Origin of the sequence: Salmonella sp. SAL4457 (assembly GCF_046548235.1) — a bacterium.
GTDB lineage: Bacteria > Pseudomonadota > Gammaproteobacteria > Enterobacterales > Enterobacteriaceae > Salmonella > Salmonella enterica.
Genome location: NZ_JBGDZO010000195.1, coordinates 1 through 336, shown reverse-complemented (window position 1 = coordinate 336; position 336 = coordinate 1). Strand labels below are relative to the sequence as shown.

Here is a 336-nt window from a genome sequence, read left to right as displayed (position 1 = left end):
GATGTTCTCTTCCATCGACGGCGTGGCCAAGGTCCAGACCTTTGGCGGCCAGCGCCTGGCCATGCGCCTCTGGCTCGACGCCGACCGCCTCGCCGGGCGCGGCCTGACCGCCTCCGACGTGGCCGAGGCGATCCGCCGCAACAACGACCAGGCGGCGCCGGGGATGGTGAAGGGGCAGTACGTGCTGTCCAACGTGCGGGTCAACACCGACCTGACCAACGTCGACGACTTCCGCGAGATGGTCATCCGCAACGATGGCAACGGCCTGGTGCGCCTGCGCGACGTCGGTACCGTCGAACTGGGCGCCGCGGCCACCGAGACCAGCGCACTGATGGA

At 69.3% G+C, this 336-nt stretch carries 1 protein-coding gene; it reads left to right on the top strand.

Annotated features, from left to right (window positions below):
- On the top strand, positions 1 to 336 hold a 336-nt coding region (locus ACLJNW_RS23880), incomplete at both ends, for an efflux RND transporter permease subunit (RefSeq protein ID WP_410961178.1).